Raw genomic sequence first — 17,080 nt, forward strand, 5'->3', positions numbered from 1 at the left:
CGACCGAAGGGAGCGAAATTAATGGCTTTGTTAGCTTTTGCCATTACCTACCTGCTGCACTATTTGCCCTGTTAATGAAAAATGAACTTCAATATCTGTTGGATCGATATTAGATAGTTCATACATTCCACCCAATAGATAAGGCTTAGATAAACTGTATATTTGACCACGAGAGAGTATTTTTCCGGATTGCAATAAGTCGCCAACCATCTGAACCGCAAAATACTCCACTACAAAATCTTTGCTGGATAATAAACGTCCAAATTCTTCAGCTGACTCTGCTACTTGGGTAAATTCGCCACCACCAGTATCAAGCCACCAGACTTGACCGTTGTTCACACTCTGAACGAAAGCATCACCGGAGGCAGAAAGTAATATTGGTAGGTACTCCCCACCTAACAGCCATTCCCAATCGGATAACAAAGAGTCTCGATCTAGATGCGAGAAATTTACGGTTAAGTCATCTAATGTCATCCAAACTTCCTAGAAAGCTAACGCCGTGCTAAGACGCGCGCGCTTTTCGCGCGTCGGCTCTTGAGCACATTGTTATACCTATTCATGACTTAGCTTCGGTTTGAGATATGTTTCTATAGTTGCAATTGCTGCTAGAAGGTCCCTTTTAAATTCGTCAGGATCTTCCGTTGACAAATCGTACATAATATCTCGAGAGTTATTATCCAATTTTGAGACTGCTTCACGTCTAGCGCCGTCAGTATCTGGGTTAGCAATTTCCATTTGGCGTCGAATTTTTGTAAAAAGTTCACTTTCTAGGGTGAATACCTTTTTAAAGAGTTCATCAAGACGATTGCCCCAAATGGCTTCAGCCTCAAGCAAATCTGTATTCAGGATTGTCTTTTCATCCTGAACCTTTTCCCAGCGAGCTTGGTAGGCTTTCGAAGTGCCATAGAATCTGATCTGTCTTTGATCCATGCCTTTTGCTTCTTCGTCTGTGGGATATGGCATCTCATAGGGCCACATAACCGGGTTTCTAACTCGATTAATCGCATCGCGATATCTATATAGTCCGATTAGTATTCTTCTGGACAGATCATATTCGGACTGACCCTTTAACTGTCGCTGCCATGTACCCAGCCCCTTAACCGCAACGACAGCACCCGTAATAGCAACTCCTGCAAGAATTAAATCTTTAATCAATGAGATTATTTGGAAACAGTCCACCAAACTCTCCTTAAGGTATAACAGTTTTATTCTGCAGCGGCCGCTTACTTTCACATTTCTATTAATTGGAAATGGATTTTCTTAAGCCACTGATAAATTTGGGATTATTTCACGACACGCACCGGCGTACCAACACATCCATGTAAAAAATGCTAATCACTGGCAGCATATATTTCATAGAATTGCTTTTACTTGTCACCGTATCTTATTGATTTTCCGTATTTTTATCACATTTCAGACATGTTTGGCCAGAAAGAAGTTAAGCCAATGCTGCTGAAAAATCGGTTTCCAGTAGAATTCTTCGCGAACAAAATCCACTGTATATAAATACAGATAAGTGATATTCGGAGAATTAGCATGGACGCGATGGACGATATTCCAGTTTGCGTTGCTGAAAAGCCTATTAAATTTATAGACCGGCTAAAGCATTTTATTCGTTATCACAGCCTTGCATACACCACTGAAAAAACCTACATCCAATGGGCAATACGGTTTTTTCGATTCCACAAAAACAAGCACCATAAAGACATGAATAGCGCTGAAATAGAAGTGGATCAAAGGGTCAGACTAAACCTCCTTGATCGGAAGCCTAGCCTTGGATCAAGCGATCCGCTTTCGCCTTGATCCCAACCGTCATGGTAATATATACGGAAAATCATCCTAACCTCACCCTAAGTTCCAGGCGACTTTATGCATAAATACATTTTCATTGTTTTCCTAATGTGTAGCTGTTCAACGTTAAATAATAACGTGATCAAACCTGAAGATAGAGACCTAATTAAAAGTGCCGCAGTCGTATCGAAAATTGCAGATAACTTGCACTGCTCCTATATAGGCCTGACGGTGTTTAATAACACCAATAACCTAATACCACTGGACAATTCATTAGATGCACAATTCTCAAAAAACCTCGCTAATGAACTCTCGGCATTGGGCGTACAGTCCTACGCAATCGATAAAGACAGCGTTAGCTACGTTAATCCCGATGTAGGCCCAGAAAAATGGGATAACGTCCGAGCACATTTGCCGCCCACGACGACAACCTTAGTTATTCTTGATGGAACATACACGTTTAATTCTCGCGGGGGCTATTATGCACGAAATAATGGCCTAACTACGAGCGCAAGCATCTACATATATGACTTGGCTAGTGGCCGTTTACTTGGGAAGGGGTCCGCCAATAGGTACTTTCCGGATGGAAATTTTACTTGTGATAAATCCTATGTACACCCGCTGGATCACTTAACACGATTAGTTGAAAGATCGGCAGCAGAAATAGGGAAAGAGGTTATCAACGAAATAACGAAATAACGAAAACAATATATAAATGAAATATGTCAATGCGACTAAGAGTCCGCTAGCCAAGAGAAGCATTAATGAATTGGTGAATGGACTTGAGTCAAAAGATATGAACATATAGTCAGCGCAAAAGCACAAATCTCCGAAAGAATCCAATGCCTCGGTGAGTGTCTTCCAATTGGATAATAGATTTGGGCCCCAAGATGGAGAATCAGCCTTCTCAGACGATACTATACATTTTATGGCTACAATAGGAGTCTTATCGAATAGCCCAGAGACGGTTCTAGATGCCTGCGCTGATTAGTGGAACAAGAGGCCTGAAAGTGCGGAAAATTTCAATAATTATTTTTAGAGATCGAGCAACTGCAAGCATTTAGACTTCAAGAGCACTGAGAAACTAGTTGACCAACTAAGTTAAATTATGTTGTATATTGTTTTACTTTCAGATGAAGCACGTAACGAAGCCATTGAAGTTATTCGTAAATCAGAACTTAATGTGCATTAGAAAAGTTAACAGGGCCATCTAAAATCGGCCGTAAATTTCGCAGTGCATGGCGATCCTTCCGTCGCGCTTTATGGAAATACCATTATCACAAGGAATTTCGAGGATGAAGACAATAAGAATACTACTGATATTTTCTGCTGTTATGTCCCAAGTTTGTCAGGGAGAAGAACATCAAGAACCTTTAAGAACAATGTCAGGCTGCTTGATAATGCATAATTGGAGCTCCTGGGGCATGTGGAGGTTCAACGTATATGCATTGGCTAGCGAAAAAATTCTAATAGGGAATATTGATAATTATTTTCTCGTTACCTCTTCTGAGCCCGGTTACAAACATGTAGTCGATGGAGAAACTATTGCTCAATTTAAAGACGCTGAATCAATTCAAGAATTGGGTTCAGAATGTAAAGAAAACTGTCCTTTAAACTACCAAAAGCGTACAGGCTGGTTTAAGCGCCGCTGCACGTCATTTCAGCCCTGAGCCAAACGCTAGAAAACCTTGGCTGTCTAATGCCGCCGTTAAATACACGGAAAAAGTAATGGATTTTTTATTAACCAATTGTAAAAAATCAATCACACCGCACTTTAAACGTGTTAGCGGTGGGCGACACGTTAAGCTAAGCGCGTAAATATACATAATCGTAAATGGTGGTCAGGGATGACCAAACCGCGCAAAGATAGAAAAACTCTAGTACAAGTTGATGGCACTAGTGCTCAGCGCCGAATCAACAGAGCTAAGCGTGCCAATAAATACGGTGCCATCGCCCCGGCATTAGCGCCGATCTAGAATCGGTCCCACATAGGCGCGAAGCATTGGATACATAGTGCCACACGGTTTGAGACTCGTTTTAAGAACTTAGCAAGCGGCGCATACAAGCTTAAACAAGTCTGGCGGAAACTCCGCTATCAACGCAGGTCAAGACTAGGCCGTTTTCGACAAGCTAGTTAACCCACAAAAATTCATCTAGACATTTTAACTGCCATTGTGACGCCTAATAATTTTTCCAAATAATATTACCTGCAGTAACTTAGCTTGAAATTCAGAATTTCAATCCAAATGCGTCAATACCAGTAACAGGTATTTGAGGTGAATGTCACGGTTTAATACTTCCGGTAAAAAGCCTCGGCTAACCGAGGCTTAACTAACCTAAGAATTTCAGACTATTGCACGGCACGTGTATTTTCGCTTAGGAAATCCAGCAACTTTGTATATAACTCGCGCCTATCATTTAAACCCCGAACACCATGGCCACTTCGATCATAGAGTAACCACTCAGGGTCTTTCCCTGCTTTTTTCAATGCCTTTCTCATAAGCTCGGCATGCTCCACAGGCGCTCGAATATCCTCTTCACCATGCACAAGCATGACATTAGCCTTAATTTTTTCAACATGATTTATCGGGCTAAAATTCGATAGCTCTTTTTCATCTGTGCCGAGAACGCGCTGTAAATATGCCTCACCACCCCAACGCATTGGAATGTCTCCAGAACTAAACATAAGATTGAGGTCATAAATACCAACATATCCCACAGCGCACTTTAAAAGATCTGGATATTTTGCTGCTAACATCAATGAAGCATAGCCGCCGAAGCTAGCACCGTAGGCACAAATACGATCAGCACCTAGGTTATAGTTTGCCAAGGTCCATTGTGTTGCATCATAAATATCATCAATAATTTTCCCGCCCCATTGCCGATAGCCCGCTTGCATAAAGCCACTGCCAAAATTACCACTGCCGCGAAAATTCACCTGCAAGACTGCGAAACCGCGGTTAGCTAAAAGCTGCACCTCTGGGTCAAAAGTCCAATCGTCAGAAACACCATGAGGCCCACCATGAATTAATACCACCAGCGGTGCGCCTTCATGCTTTGTCGGTAATGTAATCCTAACCGGAATGGCCACTCCATCCCGCGCAGCGAGCACTTCTGTCTTTATCGGTAACATGTCACGCGGGTCAATCCAGGACCAATTTGCCCATAGAAAATCAGCTTTATTCGTTAATCGGTTGAAATAATAGTATTCGCCTGGGTTTATATCGCTATTCACCCGAATCAACATATGCGAGTTGTCTTCTGTACGGCTGACTATCGATATATTACTACCGTCAAATGCTCGAGTTAGCTTTTTGTAAGCCTTTTGAGCTTCGCTATTAGCATCGGTGTAGTGATATTTTGCTTTTTCAAAAAAAGTAACGCCTACAATAATTTCACCTGTAGCAGGATCATATTCCCAGTCGGCAATATCAGCATCCAAGTCGGTAAACAATGGCGTTAGCTTTTGCGTGCTGAATTCCAACTCGTAGATTGTCATAAAGCCTTTTTCGCCATAGCGCCCCCACAGGTAAGCTTTTTTGGCGGCATTATCCAGCCAGAGGGCCGAGGCATCTACCAGAAATTCGGAATTTTCATCCATGAGAATGATCCAGTCATCATCAGCAGACTTACGGTAAGCAGCCTTTTGTACTCCGTTGTCTTCGACCCATGTAGCAAAACGTATTTCACCATCACGTGTCGTTAGAAGTGACGGATCACGGAAAGGCAAGGTTTCTGATTTACGCTTGCTACCATTGCGCACATCTAATGTACTGATTACGGGTAGACGACGACGCAAATCCCACCAAGAGTCCCCTTTTTGACTCCAAGGATGCTCGATAACTAAAATACGGTTTGGATCGCTAGGCAACGAATTTATCATTTGGAAAGAAGCCGGCGTGTATTCTTTGCGCTTGATGTGGGAACCTGTGGTTTGCTCACCCGCATTGTAGCCTGCTAGCAGCTTCGGAAAACGACCGTCGAAGTTCGCAACATAGATCTCTCCTGTAGGCACAGGCCAATCCAAAGAACTCCTCCTCTCAGCATATTCAAAAACCACTTTCTCATCACTCACCCAACGAACACGATGAACTTCACTCCCCAGCGACGGGTTTAGAGCACCAATGACTTTCTTGGCTTTTCGATCTATAAAAATGGCCATTACGCGGTCATCTTGACGAATCCGCGCAGCAATATATTTGCCAGAGGGTGACAATGTCATTTCGAGGTAATCCCCTTGTTTGATAAAATCATCAAGGGGAATATCTTTTACTAGGGTGTCTTTTGCATTAATTCCGAACGACAGTGCGCAAAGCACAATTAGATAAAACGCTCTCATTTCTTAAGGCCTATTGTTAGTATGCATTCCTTTGACTACAAAAATCATGCTGGTCGTTAAAGAGTATCTCATGTAAAGGCGGTGTTTAAACGTCGCACCGTTGATTCAACAGTAAAATCTACCTACCGTAAAAATACGAAGAGTATAATAGAGTTAAAGCTTGGGACTAACCGGGTAGTACCCACTATCCATGATTTTAACTGAAGAGATTTTACCTAAGTCGAAAGATACTTGGCCATTCATACTAGGTCAAATTAAACACAACAAAATATTAAGAACCGATTTTAAAATCATAGGCCTACTCTGCTTTTGGTCTTTATCAGGCCTGGTAGTTAAACTTAGCGTTAGATAAGTGATTTAGTATCAGTCGAACCTCTGGAGAAAGCTCGTTGTAGTGCAAGCCTTTACTTGGACTTAAAGCTGGCCTCACTAGGCCGGATGCGATCAAATGTCCTATCAATACAATCGCCGCTAATGCCGTAGCGCTCACAATCGTTTGCATTTCCTTTGCCTCGTAGGAATTAGGGTATCTGTTTAAGCTCAAACACAACGTCAGAAACCTCTTTAAATTGGCAGATACAGGTTGAGTTTGAGACCAGAATCAAGGGTGCACCTCGGTGGCAGGGCTTTGGGCGGGTATTCGGCCAAGTGCAGTGAAACATCGGCATATAACGCCTGCCAGTTGCCTTGGCTCGTCAAACACGGCGTGTTTTTTCAACTTGGGGCAGTCGCGACATGAAGCAAAGGTAGCGCCGTCTGGTTCCCATGGAACCAAATAACGCAGATAATCCCCAACCTGTTGGTTGGACAGCCCCCGGCCACTGTTTCACCTGGGCGCCACTTTTTTACACTCATCACCAGCGCTGCAACATCGGCCAACCGCAGGCTGACCGCAGCGCCAAGTTCGGCCAGCGTTGCAGGCGCACGCGGTGGAAACCTCGGGCATTACTCCGCAAGCTGATGCCTAGCAGAACTCAGCCAGACACTATAGTTTCCAAATCTCGGGTATCTCTATTATGTTCTTTAACGAGCTCGGCTATGAACTGATCAATGACTTCATTAGCCACGACGAATTAACTGCAGTCATTGATGAAACAGAGTCAGCACTGCATACGGAGAAGGGTGGCGGCATTAGAAATGCCGAGAAAAAGTTTGCATCGGTGCTCGAGCTCACGCAGTCGCCACAGATTATCAAACATGCTGGCAAGTTTCTTACCAATCAACCGGCACTTGTTAGAGCCATACTGTTTGATAAGCGACCCGAGAAAAACTGGCTTGTTACCTGGCACCAAGATAAGTCTATTGCACTCTCTAACAGATTTAACAAATCTGGCTGGGGGCCATGGAGCATGAAAGACGGCATACACAATGTTCAACCCCCGCAGGAGGTCTTAGAACAAATGATTACGTTCAGGATTCACCTAGACGAGTCAACAGCAAAGAGCGGCTGTTTAAAACTGTTACCCAAAACCCATTCTCTTGGTATTCTCAGCCAAAAACAGATTAGTCAATACGCAAACACGCATTCAGCCAAGATTATTGAAGCGCCTGCTCGTTCTGCATTAGCCATGCGGCCGCTTATTTTGCACGCATCCAGCAAGGCGGAGGTACCAACTATGCGACGTGTTTTACACCTAGAGTATAGCGACTTTGAACTGCCCGTCGGCGTCAGTTGGGCATAGGAAATTTAGCTAGGAAGCCACCATGAAACACACCGGAAAGCTAATCTCTTGGAACTTAGACAAAGGCTTCGGATTTGTTGAGCCCAAATACGGCGGCAGGGATATTTTCGTACATATTTCAGACTTTATCGATACAACTCATAGCCCGGAAGTTGGTCAAACCGTTAACTTTTCCCTCGCCACTGATTCGGCCGGCCGCACTTGCGGCAAAAAAGTTCGGCGCGAACACGACAGGCTACCCGCTGCCCATTCGCATTTATCAGGTAATATTTCGGTGGTATTAGCCATTTTATTTACTTTGGTGGTTTCTTACTCAGTTTTAAGTCTACGCATGCCTGCAGTGTTACTCTGGTATTACTTAGCAATCAATTCTTTAACATTTATCTGGTATCTATCCGATAAAGCCGCCGCGCAAAAAGGCCAATGGCGAATCAAGGAAAGTAGGCTGCACCTAATGGCACTGCTAGGTGGCTGGCCAGGCGCCACCTTTGCACAGCAAATTTTTCGGCATAAATCTAAAAAATTGAGTTTCAGAATGGTTTATTGGCTGACAATTCTGTTGAATATTTTGGGATTTTATTGGCTGCAAACCCCTGATGGCCAGATATTACTACTAACTTTATTATCCGTCTAAATCGATATTTATACTTTAAATTTCGGCCAACTCTAACCCTCTGAGATAATTTTTCTTGGGAAGAATGACTCCAGCACCTCAATACTTGCGATAACATGCTCAATGCTATCGCAAGCAATCAATCCATTTAGTCGTCTTCACCGAGACATTCTTTATCGAATTTCTTAGCAACTAAAGTACAAACTTCAGCCGCAGGCAAAATAAGCCCACATTGAATTAGCCAACTAGGCACTTCTGTTGTTTCACAGTTTGAATCGCCAAATTCATTTTCATTACACACATCAAGCTGACTTGTGTTATCACTGTCACCACCAGAAGTAACAGCACTTATACAGGAGAGCAGTGACAACCCGACGAGGCCCGGACAAGCTGCGACTGTACCGACAGCCAGACCACCACATTGCAGCGTATGCCCCACGCCATGGTAAATACCATCGGCCATATCGATGATGTCCCAACTATTACCGGGCTTACAGGATTGGATGAATTGACTTGAGCCACTTGCGGCCAAGGCCGCTGTAATCAATGGATCTTGGCATGGCTCGTTGTCATTCAGCCCAGGTGGTGCAAAAACGCCAGGATTGGGTGCACTGGATATAATATCCGGTAAAGGAATCATTTCCGCTGTATCCACTCTAGTACCGCTATCTGTTGCGCTTTGGCCGGACCTATCTGCCATTGCATTTGTTGTGATGACCGGCGAAGCGTTCCGCTCCCCTACCAAGGTGCCGGTGGATCGTCGCGTGCACGTGCCCAAGGTGGGACCGCCGGGGTTTGGCTTCCACCGGTGATCACTGCCCAACGCCTCACATTTTCGCTTACATTCCGCGTTGGTCGAACAAGTAAAGGTTGTGCTCACCTGCGTTGGTGCGGCCATACCGGCGTTAGCACACAGAGAAATACCTAGAAAGAAGATAATGTTTAGAAGATCCCTCATACACATAATTTTTCGCTCCTGCGGTTTTACGTCGCCAGCATCTTCTCATGACGCTTAATGCCGTTTCGCTCAACATCCATTGCTGTTGACTCGATAAGCCTCACCACCATTACCCAACGCCGCTAATAGATATGCCTCAAGGAGTTAAGCAGCTGCACCTAGTTAGCGCCATAAATCCGCGAGAGACTCACGCATTAGACCTAGTAGGGAAATATATACCATCGAGTTAACGCCCTAGAGAAAGCTATTTTTTGGATTTTATGCGTCTAAATGATTAAGTGCGGCACGATGGCAACCAATATTTTTATATATTTTATCTATACAAAAATTTCATTTTTAATATTCTTATAGACAAAAACACCCTTGCCACAGATAATCGCCAATCCTGAAACTTCACATTACGCGCTAGAAAAGGTCCTTGAATGAATCTAGTCACTGATGGCGTTATTGTTTTGGTTGCGTTATTGCATGCTTATTTCTTGATGCTCGAGATGTTTCTTTGGGACAAGCCCATTGGCCTTAAAGCATTCGCGCAAACCCGTGAAAAAGCTGCTGCTACGAAAGTCTTGGCTGCAAATCAAGGTTTATACAATGGCTTTTTGGCGGCAGGGTTGATTTTTGGCGTTGTACAGGGGGCAGATGGCATTGCTTTCAAGATCTTCTTTCTAAGCTGCGTTGTGATTGCCGGCATCTACGGCGCGCTCACTTTCAGTCGAAAAATATTTTTCATTCAAGCTCTGCCTGCCATCGTTGGGTTATGCTTACTCACTTTTAGCTAGCGCAACGAATACCGTTTAAACAATGGGTAACAATTAGTTTTTCGTGGAATAACATTACCGCTCGCCGCGGTAAATGACCATTTCACTCAAGGATATTGGGTATTTAGGACGATCGATATGGGCCAACAATTCGACGCACTTTCTGACAAGCACATCGAGTTTATTTCATCGCAAAAATTATTTTTTGTTGGCACTGCCACGGAAACCAGCAAGGTCAATATTTCCCCAAAAGGAATGGATTCATTCCATGTGCTTAGCCACAACCGCGTGGCCTGGTTAAACGTGACGGGTAGTGGCAACGAAACTTCTGCCCACGTGCAATCTTGTCCGCGCATGACTATGATGTTTATGGCGTTTGAGGGTAAGCCGCTAATTTTACGACTTTACGGCACAGCCCGAGTGATCCATCAAGGTGATCCAGAGTGGGCTGAGCTGTACGCGCTGTTTAGACCGTTACCCGGCGCTCGGCAGATATTTGATGTAGCCATCGAGATGGTGCAAACCTCGTGCGGCATGTCTGTGCCTTTTTACGATTATGTTGAAGATAGAGCGTTGCTGTCAGATTGGGCGACAAAACAAGGTGAGGAAGGGATAAAAATCTACTGGGAGAAAAAAAATCAAATCAGCCTCGACGGCGAAGCCACCCATATCCTTTTAAAAAGTTTCAACTGAATGCGCGGCTTTTTCTCAAACTAAATCCGGACCCATTGATTTATCTAGATACCTCAAATTTCTCCCGCACCTTTCAGCGCTGGACCAGCACCACGCCGTCTCGGTTTCGTGCGGACGATAGGCTGGCGAAAATAAATCGTCAATGAAAACAACCTAGCTGATACAGCAGGGCAGCCGCATAAACACTATCCGAACCCATGGCGCCAGATAGATAGGGCCTAGCCGGCGCCTGTGGCCAGAGCCAATGTTTAGTGCTAATCTCACCGATCAACTAATGCTTTTGGCTTATTCGTGCGCCATTTACTTTTAATACTGCTTCTACCTTATCTTGCCCTCGCCGATGTAGTCGGCCCGGAGGATGACGCCGTTGCTGCGCCGATAATATCGCAGGACCCCTTCGGCGAATTCGTAGATGACTCTAGCGCAAACAATGGAACATCGACCAAGCCGCTTTTTTGGCTACCTATTCTGACGCCTAACGACTTTACTGCAGAAGCGCCGCACCTCAACTCGCCGACTCATCAACCTCCGCCACCCAGTCAGTATTGGCAGCAACCAGAAACGCAAACCCGCTGGCCCCTGCCAGAACCCAGCACGCTATTATTATTTGGCGCAGGTATATTGCTGGTTTTAGTGGCGCGTCATGTGCGCTTTGCCAATCAACGCAAGAAAGTGCGCAATCAAACCAAGGCCGACTAAGTCGGGCGGCTTGGTAGAATTGCATTCATGACTTAAGCGCTTGCCGATGCCTAATCCATAGCTGCTCGGAAAAATACTGGGCGTTAGCAGCGCTAAATTGCGCTGAGATGAACTTACTTTCGCAAGCCAAAGAAGTACCGGTAAACCAAACCTCCGGCCCCTTTGCTGTTAATCTCGCCACCATCGAATTAGTCGTACCGGTGGGGCGCAAAAATCCCTTAGCGTGCATACACACGTCGGCATTGCTCGCGGGTTTTTCGCCGCGGTGGCTGCGCAATACATCCATCACCTGCTGAGGCTCAACAGTCTGTGCTTGCGACAAAGCCAGTGCTTGTTGATAGGTGCACGCTTGCCGCGCCTTCGCTTTTGCCATAAAAGGCATGAACCAACTCTGCCGCCGGGAAAAATCTTCTTGCTTAATGCTCGGTGTGGACGTGTTGTGATACTGGCCTGTTAACTGAAGAGCATTGCTGATACTGGCCACATCAAACTGTTTACTAACCCAATCTCTACCGCTGGTTTCCAGTTGCCAAAGTGTTTGTTTATCCGCTATTAAAAAACTATTGTCGTAACGAAATTTTTTATTGCGATAGCCCGCTGGGCCTCCTTGGCCATAACGCTTTAGCAGATCGGTGATAACACTCAGCGCCTCGTCAGCGCTGGCCGCCCGCTCTAAGCCTAGGCGCACTAAATCCATGCCCAATAACGCCGTTGGTTGTGTCGCTGCCGTGGCCGTAAAAATAGCTTCATTGCCGATGGCAACACCCTGATCGTTAACCCCCATCTCCGCGCCCCACATCCAAATCGTGCGCCCCATAAGGTAGCCATGACGCCGAGCAACTTGTTCAATTTGAAGATAAGTGGTCGATAAATACGGTGTCTGGTCATCTCGACACGGGGCGATATATTCCACCCGTTGCGGTTCATCCGGCTCTCTATCAGAGTTTTTCGCAAACCAAAGGCTGTGCTCGTGTTTAAAGGCGAAGGTATCGCACACGACTATTTTATTGCGCGTTCTAAATGCCGGCTAAGCAATGAATGCACTTCGGCACTGGCGCGCTCAGCAGCCTGCAACGCACCTTCCATGTAACCATACCATTCAGTGGCCATTTCTGTGCCTGCCCAATGGATATGGCCCTCTGGTTTACGCAATTTTTCACCGCCACTGGTCCAGGCACCGGGTGTCATATGGGCGGCGTAACAACCGCGAATAAACGGCTCTGCCGACCAGTTTTTTTCCACAAACTCGGCCGGTTGTGCGGCCTTCTCACCAAAATATTGCACAAAACACTGCAGCACTTGCTGCTTGCGCCAGTCGGCAGTTTTTGTATCCCAAGTGCGGGCGGTATCGCCGTCGACAAATCCCATCAACAAACCGGCATCTTTTCCTTTTTCACCATTATCAAACACCACATGAACCGGGCCTTGGGTGCTGGCAATTTGACCCGATAGCTGCTCATCACGCCAAAAAGCTTGATTGTAACGGGCTACATATTTGATACAGCTACCGGTGGGCATACGCTGAAACAGTTGGTCGCGCCAGGCAGGGAAAGGTGGGCTAACCTGAATTCTGTTGATTTGATTAGGTGCAATAGCCAGAATTAATTTTCGCGCTGACACGCAGATCATGGCGCCTTCCTGTTCATAGCACAGGCTCACACCGTCTTCGGTTTGTTCAATCTTTCTCACCACCGCGTTCAGCGTGCACCCTTCGCCCAATTCGTCGGCCATTGCCGAACAAATAGACCAAGTGCCGCCGTGAACTCGGTCTTGTTGAGCACCTCCCGATACACTTAAAAGATGCTCCATGCTTTCGCCACTAGCGGCGTAGAAGAGCGCGTGAAGCAACGACATGTCTCTCGCCTCGCCCGCGAAAACGGCGCCAATACCGATTTTAAACACCTCGCGCGCCGTTTTGGTAAAGCCATTGCTTTCAATCCAACTGTGCAGTGTTTGGGAATCCCATTTTTGCGCTTTGGGATGAGCCCAAGGTTTTTGCGGATCAATTTGTAATGCCATGCGCTCGAAGCGCCTCAACATGAGACCAAGATCTGCTAATGCCAACGCATTCATTTTCGGAATCGCGCCCTGGTAGCGAATTTTTCGCTTGCCGACAAAGAGAAGATTGTCACCGCGGTTATAGAGCGGAAAGATCTTGCGCTGGGTTTCTTGCGCCAGCTTATACATGCGATCTTGGCCCGGCCCAATCCATTGACCACCGATATCCACCACATCGCCATTGGCAAACTGGTGATTGCGCACCCGGCCACCTACTTGCGCGCTCGCTTCAAGTAACAGCACTGAATATTTCCGCGCCAAGATGCGAGCGGCGTGTAGCCCTGAAAAACCGGCACCCACAATAACAACATCGTAGTGGCATAAGGGTTGTGGTGAATTGAACGTGTTGGACATGCGAATTCTTGCCTAGGTGACAGTATTGTGGCCTGATAGGAAAAATATAGCAGTTCTGGCACCTATCAGCGAATGCACCACCGACATCGACGCGTCTTAATACTACTACTGTTTTTTTACTTGCCCGCGCAGGCAGCCGAGCTGCTGCCTTTTACCAGCGACGGCTGTAGCATGTTTCCGAATGGCTCAATCCAGCAACAGGACCTTTGGCTGGATTGCTGTCGAGCGCATGACGCCGCTTACTGGGCGGGCGGCACACTGGATCAACGCAACAGCGCCGATCAAGCGCTACGCAGCTGCGTCGCGAGCAAAGGCGAGAACACATTGAGTTGGCTGATGCTCGCGGGGGTCAACCTTGGCGGCTCTCCGTTTTGGCCGACCACTTTTCGCTGGGGCTATGGCTGGCCCTACTCAAGGGGCTATCAAGCGCTAAGCTCGACAGAAATACGTGACATAAAAGAAGGCTGGCCTAAAGACGTCCCACTACCCACATATCTACAGCAAGCGCTAAAACAAATGCCTAAGATGCCTTAGGCTAAATGTACCTTGGCACTCGCGACACTCCTCGCAACGTTTGCATATACAGGCTACATGGTGCGCGTTCTTGTTGCCTTTTGTTGGTGTTTACACAGAAACACAGGAAATACCACGCCAGCTTGTTATCATGCGCCAGTGCTCATATTCAACAAAATTTCACAGGTAAAACATGCAAAGTAAGTGGCAGTATTTAACGCTATCCATCATCTTGTCGGGCCTACTCTTTGCCTGTCCAGCGGTTGCCAAACCGGTGAATTCACCCGACCACGCGAAGCATAGGGAACAGGACACCACGGCCGTGCACGGCATGGTGCTCTTTGGCAACCAACAACTCTACATCTCCCATCTCGGGTTATACCATCCACCCCATGATCGCCAAATCATTGCCGCTGTCGAAATCCGCGATTCGGATGCCAAACGTCGCTTCGACAAAATGAGAGCCAACTACACGGGCTTAATCACCATCGCACCTAAAGCTTTTCCGCTGGCTAACCTAGCACCTGAGGCGGTTAGTTTTCAAACCGAAATTGTGGCGGATTTTTACATGGGGCATTTTGAAAGAGGTGGTAAGCAAGCGCTGTCGAATGTGGTTCTCACGCTGCAAAAGCCTATTATCTACCAACAATTGCACGCCAAGCTAACGGCACCTAAGCACGCTCAGTTTTGGCAACTAGGCCAGGGTGACAACGCCTTTATCGTTTACCGTATTAGCCATGCACCGGATCAAGACTATATCGCAAAAGTTAAAAGCTCGCTGAACTGCGAAGGTCTTTGCGAACTACAGTACAACGCCAAGCGCAAAGGGCCAGAATTGAGATTTCCCACCCAGCAAGCGCACGAATTTATTGCAGATGACAACGCCATATCAATCATGGTGGAAAGAAATATCTATTATGAAACGCAAGACTTTAAGCAGTAATTTCGTGCAGTCTGTGTGCGATTCGCGCGCAGACTGCATCAGAGCCTCTATGAATTATTGAATGAATGCAGCCAAATCTATTTTTAGTTTTTTCAGGTCATGTTTTCGTATATACATCATGTGACCCGACTCATAGTAAGCCATCGTAACCTTATCCTGCAGTGAAGCTGGCAAACCCATGTGCGAGAAGTTGAACTCGGTGGCAAAAAACGGCGTCGCTAGGTCATAGTAACCATTGGCAACAAACACCCGCATATCCGGATTGCGCAACATCGCATGCCTCAACTTTCTGCTCATATCGAACATGTCTTCAGCAAAGTCCTCATAATTCCAAGATTTCACACCACCACCGAGTATGTGGTAAGTCAGGTCACTTTCAAATTTTAAATCTGTACGCAAGTAATCCATAATGGCTGCGGTATAAGGGCCATGTATCGCCATGTAGGAAGGATCGCGATAGCCGGGCTGATCCAGCGCATCCAACTCTTCGGTAAGGAAACGGCTATCTAATCGACCAACCGTTTTGCCTTCTTCGCGCATTAAATTATGCACAAACTCGTTCAAACTAATGCGCATGTGTTGCTCGCGCACATACTGCTCAGACAAGCCAGTAAATGCAGACAGTTTTTTAATGACGTGATCTTTTTGCGCTTGCGTTGCCCAATCACCCTGCATTAACACTTGTGCGTATTCGCCTAGGGCAAATTCCCGCGCCAGCTGCACGGTTTTTACCAAATCCTTTTGTAGTTCACCGTTGAGCTTGTTGTGATACCAAGCAGTAGCCGTGTACGCAGGCAACAGCGTTAAGGGCGACATGACCTGAGTGGGATCGTTAGGGTCATTTTCGATGGCGTAATTTAGCACGTTGGAAATGAGCATGACGCCATTAAAATACACACCCATTTTTTCGCTCATGTGATGAGCTATACCTGCCGAGCGCAGCGTGCCGTAACTTTCACCAATCAAATATTTAGGCGAACTCCAGCGCTCATTGCGCGTCATATAAAGTCGAATAAATTCAGAAACGCTTTTGATATCTTCCCAGACACCGTGAAAATCTTCATCCTTACCTTCACCACCCACACGGGAGTAGCCGGTACCGACGGGATCAATAAACACTAAATCGGTTTTATCTAAAATGGAGTATTCGTTATCGATGACTTTATAAGGTGGCGGCGTTGGAAAGCCCTCTTCGCCAAACACCACGCGCTTAGGGCCCAATGTACCCATATGCAGCCAGACTGAGGCTGAGCCTGGGCCACCGTTATACGCAAAGGTAATTGGGCGAGAACCCGGCTTCTCACCTTTTTTGACGTAAGCAGTGTAGTAAACCGATCCAATTTTTTCGTGCGCATCGTTGTAGACGAAGGAAATGCCCGCCGTGGCTTGGTAGCTAATCGTTTTACCGGCGACAGTCACCTTATGCTCGGTGACCTTTTGCACCTCTTCGGGAAAGAGATCGACAGGTTCCTTTTTGTCATCCTCAGGCCACGCATTAAATGCTAGGCACATAAGCAATAGTGCAATTATTGTCTTAATCATGGATATATCCTTTCTGTGCAACGTAAATGTAAGCTCAAGGTAATTTGACGCAGGAAAAATAACGCTTCATTGTTAGACGAGTGTTAGCTGAGATGCTTCAATAAAGACCAACGCGCCTTGTCTGTCCTGACTATTCG

The 17,080-nt window shown here is 46.1% G+C and carries 18 protein-coding genes; 11 read left to right on the plus strand and 7 right to left on the minus strand.

Translation table 11 applies throughout. The features are described 5' to 3' along the window. Positions 1 to 30: 30 nt before the first annotated feature. Positions 31 to 474: a T6SS immunity protein Tdi1 domain-containing protein gene (locus ACGHTT_RS18990; RefSeq protein WP_390592576.1), complete on the minus strand. Its 444-nt coding sequence runs from the start codon at positions 472 to 474 to the stop codon at positions 31 to 33. 78 nt (positions 475 to 552) lie between these two features. Then, a complete protein-coding gene (locus tag ACGHTT_RS18995; RefSeq protein WP_390592577.1) occupies positions 553 to 1,179 on the minus strand; it encodes a hypothetical protein in 627 nt (208 codons plus the stop codon). A 357-nt stretch (positions 1,180 to 1,536) separates the two neighbouring features. On the opposite strand from ACGHTT_RS18995, the gene ACGHTT_RS19000 reads away from it, so the two are divergent. The 4 genes from ACGHTT_RS19000 (at position 1,537) to ACGHTT_RS19015 (ending at position 3,767) form a co-directional block, all read left to right on the plus strand. Then, complete coding sequence (locus ACGHTT_RS19000) at positions 1,537 to 1,803, plus strand: phage integrase N-terminal SAM-like domain-containing protein (protein WP_390592578.1); 267 nt, start codon at positions 1,537 to 1,539, stop codon at positions 1,801 to 1,803. Between the two features lie 66 nt (positions 1,804 to 1,869). Next, entirely contained in the window at positions 1,870 to 2,490 is a 621-nt protein-coding gene (locus ACGHTT_RS19005; protein ID WP_390592579.1) for a hypothetical protein, read from the plus strand. Positions 2,491 to 3,086: 596 nt separating this feature from the next. After that, positions 3,087 to 3,461 (plus strand): hypothetical protein, encoded by a 375-nt coding sequence (locus tag ACGHTT_RS19010; protein WP_390592580.1) that lies wholly within the window; start codon positions 3,087 to 3,089, stop codon positions 3,459 to 3,461. A 177-nt stretch (positions 3,462 to 3,638) separates the two neighbouring features. Then, positions 3,639 to 3,767, plus strand: coding sequence for a hypothetical protein (locus tag ACGHTT_RS19015; RefSeq protein WP_390592582.1), 129 nt, complete (start codon positions 3,639 to 3,641; stop codon positions 3,765 to 3,767). 374 nt (positions 3,768 to 4,141) lie between these two features. Here the strand turns inward: ACGHTT_RS19015 and ACGHTT_RS19020 are convergent, their stop codons facing one another. Then, positions 4,142 to 6,130, minus strand: coding sequence for an alpha/beta hydrolase family protein (locus ACGHTT_RS19020; RefSeq protein WP_390592583.1), 1,989 nt, complete (start codon positions 6,128 to 6,130; stop codon positions 4,142 to 4,144). Between the two features lie 1,016 nt (positions 6,131 to 7,146). Between ACGHTT_RS19020 and ACGHTT_RS19025 the strand changes: the two genes are divergently transcribed. Both ACGHTT_RS19025 and ACGHTT_RS19030 read left to right on the plus strand, forming a co-directional pair. Beyond that, positions 7,147 to 7,812, plus strand: coding sequence for a phytanoyl-CoA dioxygenase family protein (locus tag ACGHTT_RS19025; RefSeq protein ID WP_390592584.1), 666 nt, complete (start codon positions 7,147 to 7,149; stop codon positions 7,810 to 7,812). Between the two features lie 22 nt (positions 7,813 to 7,834). Further along, positions 7,835 to 8,446, plus strand: coding sequence for a DUF1294 domain-containing protein (locus ACGHTT_RS19030; RefSeq protein ID WP_390592585.1), 612 nt, complete (start codon positions 7,835 to 7,837; stop codon positions 8,444 to 8,446). A gap of 127 nt (positions 8,447 to 8,573) precedes the next feature. On the opposite strand, the gene ACGHTT_RS19035 is transcribed toward ACGHTT_RS19030, so the two are convergent. Next, positions 8,574 to 9,389, minus strand: coding sequence for a hypothetical protein (locus ACGHTT_RS19035; protein ID WP_390592586.1), 816 nt, complete (start codon positions 9,387 to 9,389; stop codon positions 8,574 to 8,576). Positions 9,390 to 9,805: 416 nt separating this feature from the next. Here ACGHTT_RS19035 and ACGHTT_RS19040 point away from each other — a divergent pair, with 416 nt between their 5' ends. The 3 genes from ACGHTT_RS19040 to ACGHTT_RS19050 all read left to right on the plus strand — a co-directional run bounded on the left by ACGHTT_RS19040 (position 9,806) and on the right by ACGHTT_RS19050 (position 11,533). Then, the gene (locus ACGHTT_RS19040; protein WP_390592588.1) at positions 9,806 to 10,162 is read left to right on the plus strand and encodes a DUF1304 domain-containing protein; all 357 of its coding nucleotides are present in this window, start codon (positions 9,806 to 9,808) and stop codon (positions 10,160 to 10,162) included. A gap of 117 nt (positions 10,163 to 10,279) precedes the next feature. Further along, positions 10,280 to 10,834 carry a pyridoxamine 5'-phosphate oxidase family protein gene (locus ACGHTT_RS19045; RefSeq protein ID WP_390592589.1) on the plus strand — a complete coding sequence of 185 codons (555 nt, stop codon included), beginning with the start codon at positions 10,280 to 10,282 and terminating at the stop codon, positions 10,832 to 10,834. Positions 10,835 to 11,125: 291 nt separating this feature from the next. Next, positions 11,126 to 11,533 (plus strand): PEP-CTERM sorting domain-containing protein, encoded by a 408-nt coding sequence (locus ACGHTT_RS19050; RefSeq protein WP_390592590.1) that lies wholly within the window; start codon positions 11,126 to 11,128, stop codon positions 11,531 to 11,533. A gap of 25 nt (positions 11,534 to 11,558) precedes the next feature. On the opposite strand, the gene ACGHTT_RS19055 is transcribed toward ACGHTT_RS19050, so the two are convergent. Together ACGHTT_RS19055 and ACGHTT_RS19060 are read right to left on the minus strand one after the other, a co-directional pair. After that, positions 11,559 to 12,530: a C69 family dipeptidase gene (locus tag ACGHTT_RS19055; protein WP_390592591.1), complete on the minus strand. Its 972-nt coding sequence runs from the start codon at positions 12,528 to 12,530 to the stop codon at positions 11,559 to 11,561. A gap of 2 nt (positions 12,531 to 12,532) precedes the next feature. Further along, positions 12,533 to 13,945 (minus strand): flavin monoamine oxidase family protein, encoded by a 1,413-nt coding sequence (locus tag ACGHTT_RS19060; protein ID WP_390592592.1) that lies wholly within the window; start codon positions 13,943 to 13,945, stop codon positions 12,533 to 12,535. Between the two features lie 72 nt (positions 13,946 to 14,017). Here ACGHTT_RS19060 and ACGHTT_RS19065 point away from each other — a divergent pair, with 72 nt between their 5' ends. Both ACGHTT_RS19065 and ACGHTT_RS19070 read left to right on the plus strand, forming a co-directional pair. Further along, the gene (locus tag ACGHTT_RS19065; protein WP_390592594.1) at positions 14,018 to 14,479 is read left to right on the plus strand and encodes an FAD-binding oxidoreductase; all 462 of its coding nucleotides are present in this window, start codon (positions 14,018 to 14,020) and stop codon (positions 14,477 to 14,479) included. A gap of 172 nt (positions 14,480 to 14,651) precedes the next feature. Then, positions 14,652 to 15,401, plus strand: coding sequence for a hypothetical protein (locus ACGHTT_RS19070; RefSeq protein ID WP_390592595.1), 750 nt, complete (start codon positions 14,652 to 14,654; stop codon positions 15,399 to 15,401). Between the two features lie 54 nt (positions 15,402 to 15,455). On the opposite strand, the gene ACGHTT_RS19075 is transcribed toward ACGHTT_RS19070, so the two are convergent. Further along, on the minus strand, positions 15,456 to 16,943 hold the full coding sequence (locus tag ACGHTT_RS19075) for a S10 family peptidase (protein ID WP_390592596.1): 1,488 nt from the start codon (positions 16,941 to 16,943) through the stop codon (positions 15,456 to 15,458). Positions 16,944 to 17,080 lie beyond the last annotated feature (137 nt).

This window comes from Simiduia litorea, from assembly GCF_042853465.1.
Taxonomy (GTDB): Bacteria; Pseudomonadota; Gammaproteobacteria; order Pseudomonadales; family Cellvibrionaceae; genus Simiduia; species Simiduia litorea.